At 56.9% G+C, this 9,664-nt stretch carries 8 protein-coding genes; 4 read left to right on the top strand and 4 right to left on the bottom strand.

What is annotated here, in order from left to right:
• Nucleotides 1-238: 238 nt before the first annotated feature.
• Nucleotides 239-1,045, top strand: coding sequence for an NAD kinase (locus ACR0BZ_RS08805; RefSeq protein WP_480485157.1), 807 nt, complete (start codon nt 239-241; stop codon nt 1,043-1,045).
• Between the two features lie 250 nt (nt 1,046-1,295).
• Here the strand turns inward: ACR0BZ_RS08805 and ACR0BZ_RS08800 are convergent, their stop codons facing one another.
• The 4 genes from ACR0BZ_RS08800 to ACR0BZ_RS08785 all read right to left on the bottom strand — a co-directional run bounded on the left by ACR0BZ_RS08800 (nt 1,296) and on the right by ACR0BZ_RS08785 (nt 7,645).
• Nucleotides 1,296-2,723 carry an amidase family protein gene (locus tag ACR0BZ_RS08800; RefSeq protein WP_480920025.1) on the bottom strand — a complete coding sequence of 476 codons (1,428 nt, stop codon included), beginning with the start codon at nt 2,721-2,723 and terminating at the stop codon, nt 1,296-1,298.
• Nucleotides 2,724-2,811: 88 nt separating this feature from the next.
• Nucleotides 2,812-4,701, bottom strand: a complete 1,890-nt coding sequence (gene prpE, locus ACR0BZ_RS08795) for a propionate-CoA ligase PrpE (protein WP_480920024.1) — start codon at nt 4,699-4,701, stop codon at nt 2,812-2,814.
• 231 nt (nt 4,702-4,932) lie between these two features.
• Nucleotides 4,933-5,322: a GFA family protein gene (locus ACR0BZ_RS08790; RefSeq protein ID WP_480484268.1), complete on the bottom strand. Its 390-nt coding sequence runs from the start codon at nt 5,320-5,322 to the stop codon at nt 4,933-4,935.
• A gap of 49 nt (nt 5,323-5,371) precedes the next feature.
• On the bottom strand, nt 5,372-7,645 hold the full coding sequence (locus ACR0BZ_RS08785; protein WP_267365814.1) for an NADP-dependent malic enzyme: 2,274 nt from the start codon (nt 7,643-7,645) through the stop codon (nt 5,372-5,374).
• Between the two features lie 189 nt (nt 7,646-7,834).
• Between ACR0BZ_RS08785 and ACR0BZ_RS08780 the strand changes: the two genes are divergently transcribed.
• From ACR0BZ_RS08780 to ACR0BZ_RS08770, 3 genes are all read left to right on the top strand, one after another.
• Nucleotides 7,835-8,110 carry a hypothetical protein gene (locus ACR0BZ_RS08780; RefSeq protein ID WP_480920023.1) on the top strand — a complete coding sequence of 92 codons (276 nt, stop codon included), beginning with the start codon at nt 7,835-7,837 and terminating at the stop codon, nt 8,108-8,110.
• Nucleotides 8,073-9,176, top strand: a complete 1,104-nt coding sequence (locus tag ACR0BZ_RS08775) for a cupin domain-containing protein (RefSeq protein WP_480920022.1) — start codon at nt 8,073-8,075, stop codon at nt 9,174-9,176. The genes ACR0BZ_RS08780 and ACR0BZ_RS08775 overlap by 38 nt, the downstream gene beginning before the upstream one ends.
• A gap of 91 nt (nt 9,177-9,267) precedes the next feature.
• Nucleotides 9,268-9,660 carry a cytidine deaminase gene (locus tag ACR0BZ_RS08770; protein WP_480920021.1) on the top strand — a complete coding sequence of 131 codons (393 nt, stop codon included), beginning with the start codon at nt 9,268-9,270 and terminating at the stop codon, nt 9,658-9,660.
• Nucleotides 9,661-9,664: the final 4 nt, after the last annotated feature.

Here is a 9,664-nt window from a genome sequence, read left to right as displayed (position 1 = left end):
GCTCGATCTCGTCGCGCTGACGACCCAGCTCAGACCGGATCGAGCCAAAAAGCTCAGGATCGCGGTCCGACAAGGACTGGGTGAAAAATCCGGTGTCACGAAGATTGGCGTTCATTGGCGCTCCACATGGCTGGGTATTAATCTTGCGGATTTCCTATCGGAAACGCCACATTCGCAAAAGGCTTAAAGCGACGATTTGGCCTGCTGCGGCGTCAAGACTGGCCTATTGGGGAAAGGTATGTTTGTTTCGGAACCAAATGTGCAACACCGGAAACCACAAAACATGAAAAAGAGAATCGCCTTTCTCGCCAGTGAGGTCAAAGTGGCGCAAACAGCGCGCGACATCCTGGTGGCCAAATATGGTAATGTGGCACCTCGGGACGCAGATGTAGTGGTTGCATTGGGCGGCGACGGCTTCATGTTGCACACTTTGTACAATGTGCAACATCTCGATACTCCGGTTTACGGGATGAATCGCGGCACGATCGGCTTTCTGATGAATGAGTATCACGAAGACGACCTGATGGCGCGGCTGGAGGATGCCGAGGAAGAGGTTATCAACCCGTTGGCCATGCAGGCGATGGACCAATCTGGAAAACTGCACGAGGCGCTGGCGATCAACGAAGTGTCATTGCTGCGCGCCGGTCCTCAGGCAGCAAGGCTCAAGATCAGCGTAGACGGCCGGGTGCGCATGGCCGAACTGGTCTGTGACGGGGCATTGCTTGCCACGCCTGCGGGATCGACCGCCTATAACTATTCCGCGCATGGGCCGATTGTTCCGATTGGCGCTGACGTTCTGGCCCTGACACCCATCGCAGCGTTTCGCCCAAGGCGGTGGCGTGGTGCCTTGTTGCCGAAAATGGCGAAAGTCAGGTTCGATGTGGTCGAAGCTGACAAGCGCCCGGTCATCGTGGCCGCCGATTCCGTTTCTTTCCCGGATATCGACTGGGTTGAGATCAGGTCGGAACCAGCCATTGCGCACCGTATCCTTTTCGACCCCGGCCATGGGTTGGAAGAACGTCTAATATCCGAACAATTCACGTAAAATAGGCCATCCCCAAATTTTTCTCACGCCTGTGTGAAGCAGTTCACAGGAATTCCCTTAATGATTGGCTAATGTGAACTTGTCCGGAGAACACGCCAAGGTGGGAGTGAGTGGCCACCTAAACGGTGTTTTCGAATGGTTGCGCAGATTTTGCGCTGGCGAGGGTGGGTGGTGCTACGCTCGTCATCAGAAATCCGGGCTTATTTTAGCAGCTGGACCCCGGGCACAATGACCCGGGGTCTATTTTTTGTTACATGTGATCCCAAAGCGGGAAACACATCTGTCCCACGCGAGCTTCTATCGCGGCGGCGGCATCCACGGCCAAATCCTCGCGCCAGCGCTGTGCCGCGATCTGTACATTGATAGGTTGAGGCCCTTTGGGAAGGTTGGCCAATCGTGACGGAACGCAGGCTGCAGGCAGTCCCAGAAAGTTCATCGCATAGGAATAGACAGCGCATCCCAAAACATCATGCACGCCTTCAGCGCCTTCGGTGTCCCGGTCAGGTTTGAAAAATGGCTGTGGCAGGAAAGGGGACAAAACCAGCGGGTAGTCCTGCATAAACAGGGACCATTCACGGGCATAATGGCTGCGCTTGGCCAGCATCCGAACCAATTCTGTTTCAACGATGGGTGGGAATTCCTGAAAGTAGACGTCAAAGATGTCGCGGATGGTTTTGGAACCAGCGGCTTCAATGTCCGATTTCATCAGGGTCAGCACTTCGCCCATCAAGGTCCGATACCCGATCCGACCACATTCAAAGACATCGGGTGGATCGACCTCTTCAACGTCGTACCCTGCATCGACCAGCGCATCGCGCGCAGTGTCGAGGGCTTTTTCGACCTCGGGGTGCAGCGCATAGCCGAAGGTGTTCTTGGTGAATGCCACCTTGATCGGCTGGTCAAAACGCTCGCCGCGCCAGGGCATTGGTACGTGGAACGGATCCCGCGCATCGGTGGCGATCAGGCTGGGCATGGACAGGTGCAGATCCGCAGTCGACCGGGTGATCAGGCCCTGAACCGACATTGATTGCGCCAGCAATCCGCGTTCGGCCTTCTGACTTGGGTTCCACGCGGGAACGCGCCCCAGCCCCGGTTTCACCGTAACCGCTCCGATAGCGGCTGCCGGAAAGCGCAGGCTGCCGCCAATATCGTTGCCATGGGCCAGCGCACCGAGACCTGCCATCACGGCGGCAGCAGCGCCACCGGATGATCCCCCGGGTGAAATGTGCCGTCCCCACGGGTTGAACGTGCGCCCATGCAGGGGGTTGTCGGTGTCGGCCCTGAAGGAAAACTCGGGCGTATTCGTTCGCCCGATCACAATGGCCCCCGCTTTTTGCAAGTTGCTGACCACCGGCGCGTCATCCGGTGCGATCACATCCTTCAGCGCAATGACACCGTTGGTGGTGGCGTGGCCTTTCTGATCGACATTCACCTTGATTGTTACCGGAACACCATGCAGCGGGCCGGTCGGCTGACCACTCCGCCGTGCAGCATCTAGCGACTGCGCGCGTTCCAGGGCCTCGGCGCGCAAGTCTTCGACGACCGCGTTCAGCGCGGGGTTCACCGCGTCCATGCGATCAATCGAGGCCTGAACCGCCTCGGTCGCGCTCAGATCGCCGCGTCGGGTCAAGGTGGTCAGCTCTGTGGCGCTGAGACGCCAGATATCGGTATGTGTCATGGGCCCTCACTGTCTTACAGCGACAGTAGGGGCCCAGATTCAGGTTGCAAGGGCGGACATGACATGGGCGGCCTGTGCCGCCCGATGGTTACTTGGCGTAACCAATTGTCTGCAATGCTTCCTTGATCTCATCAAGGATGGCAGGATCGTCAATTGTTGCAGGCATTTTGTAGTCCTGACCGTCTGCAATCGACACCATCGTACCACGCAGGATCTTACCGGAACGGGTCTTGGGTAACCTGTCGACGACAACAGCCAGTTTGAAGGCGGCCACCGGCCCGATTTTCTCCCGAACCATTTTGACGACTTCCTGAACCACATCGCCATGATCCCGTGTGGCACCAGCATTCAGGCACAGGAAGCCAACCGGCATCTGTCCCTTCAGCTGGTCCGAAACACCGATCACCGCGCATTCTGCCACATCTGGGTGGGCGGCCAGCACTTCTTCCATCCCACCTGTCGACAAGCGATGGCCGGCAACGTTGATGACGTCATCGGTGCGCGCCATGATGTAGAGGTACCCGTCTTCGTCAATCATCCCGGCATCGCCGGTTTCGTAATATCCGGGGAAGTGTTCAAGATAAGATTTCTTGAACCGTGCTTCGGCATTCCACAGTGTTGGCAAGGTGCCTGGGGGCAGGGGCAATTTAACCGCGATGGCACCCAGTTCACCGGCCTTCATCGGGTGACCGCCTTCATCCAGAATTTGCACGTCATAACCCGGCATCGGTTTTGCGGGCGAGCCCAGCTTGACCGGAAGCTCTTCGATACCCAGCGGGTTTCCGGCTATGGCCCAGCCGGTTTCGGTTTGCCACCAATGGTCGATCACCGGAACCTTCAGCGCGTTTTGTGCCCAGATAATTGTGTCAGGGTCGGCGCGTTCGCCTGCCAGATAGAGGGCCTGTAGATGAGACAGATCGTATTTGCCGATCAATTCGCCTTTGGGGTCTTCTCGTTTGACGGCGCGGATGGCCGTAGGTGCGGTGAAGAAGCTTTTGACCTTATGTTCCGAGATCACGCGCCAGAAGGTGCCAGCATCCGGGGTGCCGACCGGCTTGCCCTCGAACACAATTGTGGTGTTTCCATGGATCAGGGGCGCGTAGCAGATATAGGAGTGCCCCACGACCCAGCCCACATCGGAGGCTGCCCAGAACACGTCGCCCGGATCGACGTTATAGACATTCTTCATCGTCCAGTTCAGTGCCACAAGGTGTCCGGCAGTGGGGCGCACGACCCCTTTGGGTGCACCCGTAGTGCCAGAGGTGTACAGGATATAAGCCGGGTCATTGCCATCAACCGGCACGCATTCAGCCGGTTCGACACCGTATTGGAAACCATGCCAGTTGAAATCGCGCCCTTCAATCAACTGGGCGACCTCTTGTTCCCGCTGGAAGATCACACAAAAATCAGGTTTGTGGTTGGCCAGTTCGATCGCACCGTCAAGCAGGGGCTTATAGTGTACCACGCGACCGGGTTCCATCCCACAGGACGCGGCGATGATTGCTTTGGGTTTGGCGTCGTCGATGCGCACGGCCAGTTCGTTACTGGCAAACCCGCCGAACACGACCGAATGCACGGCGCCGAGGCGGGTACAGGCCAGCATCGCCTCAAGCGCTTCGGGGATCATCGGCATGTAGATAATGACACGGTCGCCTTTCTCGACACCCTTTGCGCGCAGCGCGCCGGCCAGAGTGGCCACGCGGTTGCGAAGCTCGACATAGGATATCTCGCGCTTGGTGTGGGTAATGGGGCTGTCATAGATGATGGCGGTTTGTTCACCGCGCCCGTTTTCCACATGACGGTCTACGGCATTCCAACAGGTATTGACCCGCGCGTCGCTGAACCATTCGTACAAGGGCGCATTGTCGTCGAACAGTGCTTTGCTGGGGGCCTTGACCCAATCGATCCCTTTCGCAGCGTTCATCCAGAACGCTTCGGGGTCGGATTTCCAGCTGTCATAAACGTCCTGATACGCCATCTTGTCCTCCTCACAACGGCTTGGACATTGTGTTAGGTCGCTGAAAACATCCGGGCAAGCGCGACGCGTGACGACGCGTCAGTTTACCGCAAAAAATTTGCAGATCAGCGGAATATGACTTGCAAATTTTTGCAAAATTACAGTTGAAGCACAGTTTTTGTCGCAGCAATAGAAAGTTTTGCAAAATTGCAAACCATTGCGTGCAAATATTGTGCCGTTCCGAGAATCAGCTCAACCAGCCGTTTTGGCGTAACGTGGCAGCTTGTCCTGAAGGTTCAGCCAGGGCAGGTGGTCGGCGTGGAACACGTGAAACTGTGGCGGCAGGGTCTCCGGGTTGTCCAGCGTTGCGGTGTAAAGATGAATGTTCACCGTATCGCGCGCTGTGCGATAGGCCATCTGGGTTCCGCAGTTGCCGCAAAACAGACGTTCAACCCCTTCCGATGAGCGATAGATCTTTGGTGCCTGACCCAACCATCTGACCGCCTCATGCGGCAGCCCGAAAAAAGCCGTGACCGGCGCGGCGCAGTTTCGCCTGCAATCTGAACAGTGGCAATAACAGCTCCACGCGGCTTGGGCATCGCTTTCCCAATGCACGGCGTTGCAGTGGCAATGTCCTTTCATGCGCTTCCCCCCCCCCTGTTGGCAGGGGCGCCAGCAAGGCTGCCCCCGGTTAACCGTAATGCGCCACGGGTGTTCCTGCAATCGCCGCCATGTTCAGCAGACCGCGCGCGGTGATGGATGGAGTAACAATATGGGCCTTGTTGCCCATGCCCATCAGGATCGGGCCAACTTCAATCCCGTCCGCCTTCATCTTCAGAATATTGCGTACGCCACTGGCAGCATCTGCGTGGGCGAATATCAGAACGTTGGCCGCCCCCTCTAGTCGCGACGCTGGGAAGATACGCGCCCGCAGGTCTGCATCCAAAGCCGCATCCAGATTCATTTCGCCTTCGTAGACAAAATCGCGCGGCTGCCGATCAAGGATTTCAAGCGCCGCCCGCAGCCGTTTGCCTGATCCTTCAGCCTGATTGCCGAATTGCGACTGCGAACAGAAGGCGATCTTGGGCTCGATCCCGAACCGGCGAACATGTCGCGCGGCGCCAATGGTGGTTTCGGCCAATTCTTCCGGCGACGGCAATTGCCGGACATGCGTATCGGCAATGAACAGGGGGCCATCTTCCAGGATCATCAGGGACAACGCACCATGCGGGCGCAGTTTGCTGTCGTCCAACACCTGTTCGACATAGTTCAGGTGCCAGCGGAATTCACCAAATGTGCCGCAGATCATGCTGTCCGCTTCGCCACGATGCACCATGATCGCACCAATGGCCGTTGTGTTGGTGCGCATGATCGCCTTGGCCAGATCCGGCGTCACACCGCGGCGCTGCATGATTTGGTGGTAGGAAGTCCAGTAATCGTAATAGCGCGGGTCGTTCTCCGGGTTAACGATCTGACAGTCCTTGCCCGGACGAATGGTCAGCCCCAGCTTTTCACATCTGGTTTCGATCACATCGGGTCGCCCGATCAGAATTGGTGTTTCCGTCGTCTCTTCGAGAATGGCCTGCGCGGCCCTCAAAACCCTTTCATCTTCACCCTCGGCAAAAACGATGCGACGGGATGCGACGGCCGCGGCCTCGAACACAGGACGCATCAGAAGGGCTGATTTGAAGACCGACTGGTTGAGCTTTTCCTTATAGGCTTCAAGGTCCTCGATAGGGCGTTTTGCAACACCGCTTTCCATGGCGGCCTTGGCGACCGCCGAGGACACCACGCCCACAAGACGTGGGTCAAATGGTTTTGGGATCAGGTATTCGGGGCCAAAGGTCAGTTGCTCGCCCTTATAGGCAGCCGCCGCCTCGGCGCTTGTGGTCGCGCGCGCCATTTCAGCGATGCCATCCACGCAGGCAATCTGCATCGCGTCGTTGATCTCGGTCGCGCCGACATCCAGAGCACCCCGGAAGATAAACGGAAAGCACAGCACGTTATTGACTTGATTGGGAAAATCGCTGCGCCCCGTGGCGATGATTGCGTCTGGTGCTACTGCACGCGCGTCCTCTGGTAGAATTTCCGGCGTCGGGTTGGCTAGGGCGAAGATGATCGGGCGGCTGGCCATTTTCCGGACCATATCAGGCTTTAGAACATTTGGGCCGCTGAGACCCAGAAACAGGTCGGCCCCACCAATCACATCGTCCAGCGTCCGCAAATCCGACTTCTGCTCGAACTGTGACTTGTGCGGGTTCATGTCCTCGGCCCGTCCTTCGTAGACAAGCCCGTGAATGTCGCACAGCCATATGTTTTCGCGCTTCACACCCAGCTTCACCAGCATGGTCAGGCACGCGATCCCGGCAGCCCCGCCGCCGGTCGACACGACCTTGATGTCCTCAAATGACTTTCCGGCCACATGCAGCGCATTCTTGGCCGCAGCCCCGACCACAATAGCGGTTCCGTGCTGATCGTCATGGAAAACCGGGATGTTCATACGTTCACGGCAGAGTTTCTCGACGATGAAGCAATCGGGGGCCTTGATGTCTTCAAGGTTAATGGCGCCAAATGTTGGTTCAAGGGCACAGACGATATCCGCAAGCTTTTCGGGATCGGGCTGGTCGACCTCGATATCGAAACAGTCGATGCCCGCAAACTTCTTGAACAGAACGGCCTTGCCTTCCATAACCGGCTTCGACGCGAGTGCCCCAATATTCCCCAGGCCAAGCACGGCGGTGCCGTTTGACACCACAGCAACAAGGTTGCCGCGCGCCGTGTAACGTTCCGCATTGGCTGCATCGGCCTTGATTTCAAGGCTCGCCTCGGCCACGCCGGGCGAATAGGCGCGGGCCAGATCGCGCCCGTTGGCCATCGGTTTGGTAGCCTTGATCTCAAGCTTCCCGGGTTTGGGAAATTCATGATATTCGAGCGCAGCTTGTCGCAGGCTGGGGGTGTCAGACATCGGCGATTCAGCTCCCATTGAGAATTTGATTTAGCCTTAAACTATTTTTTTGGACTTGGCTACGCTACGTAACTCTGCCGTGATGTCGCAACCGTGAATTCGGATTGATATTGTCTGAGTTCATTTTCGCCTTTTCACATTGTGACGACCAAGATCACTCTGGCAAAGCCGTTGTGACATTCAGAACTGATGACCCGGCTGGTAACGAACGAGGGATCAGTAGGTTGGATGTTGGTTGCAGTGGTGTTGGGCGGTTGTCATCACCCAGATTTGGTCGAGTTCACCGCGCTGAACGGCGGAGTTTTACCTGTGATTATTGAAATGCGCTTCTTCGTTATGGAAGAAATGCCGGAGATGTTCTTTTCGATTGGCATTTTGACCTCTGTTCTGATCGGATGGCCAAAGTTGCAATTCGAAGAGAATACTGATGACCAAGACATCCGATCTGGCGAAAACGCACGCTGAAATTCGCCTGCCCACACAGGAAATTCGCGACGACATCCCTTTTTACACAAAAAAACTGGGGATGAAGATGGACATGATTTATCCCGCTGACGATCCGCGCGTCGCGGTGTTTTCGGGGCATGGCGTGCGGTTGCGCATTGAAAAAGACGCACCGGAAAGTCCGGGAACATTGCGTATCCTGACGGATGATCCGTCTGATTTCGCGGGTGGTGAACGCGTTCTTGTAGCCCCGAATGGCACCCGAATCGAAATTGAAGAACGAAATCCGCCACTGGTGATGCCAGAGACCGTGCATTCCTTTGTCGTGCGCAGGCTCAAGGATCAGGCCCCCTGGATCATTGGCCGGGCCGGGATGCACTATCGCGATCTGGTCCCGGATCGGCTGGGCGGGTCGATTATTGCCAGCCATATCCGCATTCCCGATGGTGGACCGGTTCCGGACATGGTGCATTTTCACAAGGTCGGGTTTCAGCTGATCTTTTGCATCCATGGCTGGGTGGATGTGGTCTATGAGGATCAGGGCGAGAAAATGCGTCTGACAGCGGGGGACTGCTTTATTCAACCACCGGAAATCCGGCACCGTGTTCTCGAAGCCTCTGATAATGTTCAGGTCATCGAGATTGGAGTGCCGGCTGAGCATGTCACGGAAATCGACCATGACATGATACTTCCCACTCCGCACATCCGCCCGGACCGCGAATGGCAGGGGCAACGTTTTGTCTATAATCAGGCCAAGGGTGCCGAGTGGATGCCCTTCCGTCTTCCGGGTTACATCTGCCGCGACACTACGATTGCCGAGAACACCAAGGGCGTCGCTGGGGTGCAGGTTGTGCGCAAAGGATCGGGTGATCCGGAATGGGCCATCCATGACACCGACATTCACTTTACCTTTGTGATGGACGGAGAGGTCACCCTGGAAGGAGAGGGGCGCGATCCCTACCGGCTGGAGCAAGGGGATGCGTTCGTCATCCCACCTGGGATGCGCACACGGCTGTCCGACCCAACAGACAATATCGAATTGTTGGAAGTCACCTTACCCGGTACCTTCAACACAACGCTGGGTTAAGCGAAAAACACGGGTCGGGGGCTTCAATTTCCCCGCCTTAATACGTTAGCGTGCAAATTTCTGACCAGATGATCAAAAATAGGGAATCGCCATGTCGCTGAAAGACGCTGCCTTGTCTGTCCGGGAAAACGCCTACGCGCCATATTCGAACTTCAAAGTTGGCGCAGCGCTCCGGTCTTCTTCGGGCCAAGTCTTTTCCGGGTGCAACGTCGAAAATGTGGCCTATCCCGAGGGCACCTGCGCGGAAGCAGGTGCAATTGCCGCAATGGTGGCCGCGGGTGAGCAGGAACTGACCGAAATCTACGTGGTTGCCTCCAGCCCTCAGCCTGTGCCGCCTTGCGGTGGATGCCGTCAGAAGCTGGCCGAGTTTGGCAAGCGCGATGTAAAAGTTACTCTGGCAACCGTCGATGGTGCGGAGTTTGAGACAACCATCGGAGATTTGCTGCCGGGTGCGTTCGACGCGTCGCACATGGAGGATGTCTGAACGC

It is taken from the genome of Ruegeria sp. P8, assembly GCF_056534665.1.
The sequence above is the reverse complement of the archived record's forward strand: the minus strand, read 5'-3'. Positions and strand labels throughout refer to the sequence as shown.

What these genes read in the sequence shown, in the direction of transcription:
- ACR0BZ_RS08805 (WP_480485157.1), top strand. Translation starts at nt 239, where the DNA reads ATGTTTGTTTCGGAACCAAATGTGCAACACCGGAAACCACAAAACATG.
- ACR0BZ_RS08800 (WP_480920025.1), bottom strand. Translation starts at nt 2,723, where the DNA reads ATGACACATACCGATATCTGGCGTCTCAGCGCCACAGAGCTGACCACC.
- prpE (WP_480920024.1), bottom strand. Translation starts at nt 4,701, where the DNA reads ATGGCGTATCAGGACGTTTATGACAGCTGGAAATCCGACCCCGAAGCG.
- ACR0BZ_RS08790 (WP_480484268.1), bottom strand. Translation starts at nt 5,322, where the DNA reads ATGAAAGGACATTGCCACTGCAACGCCGTGCATTGGGAAAGCGATGCC.
- ACR0BZ_RS08785 (WP_267365814.1), bottom strand. Translation starts at nt 7,645, where the DNA reads ATGTCTGACACCCCCAGCCTGCGACAAGCTGCGCTCGAATATCATGAA.
- ACR0BZ_RS08780 (WP_480920023.1), top strand. Translation starts at nt 7,835, where the DNA reads ATGACCCGGCTGGTAACGAACGAGGGATCAGTAGGTTGGATGTTGGTT.
- ACR0BZ_RS08775 (WP_480920022.1), top strand. Translation starts at nt 8,073, where the DNA reads ATGACCAAGACATCCGATCTGGCGAAAACGCACGCTGAAATTCGCCTG.
- ACR0BZ_RS08770 (WP_480920021.1), top strand. Translation starts at nt 9,268, where the DNA reads ATGTCGCTGAAAGACGCTGCCTTGTCTGTCCGGGAAAACGCCTACGCG.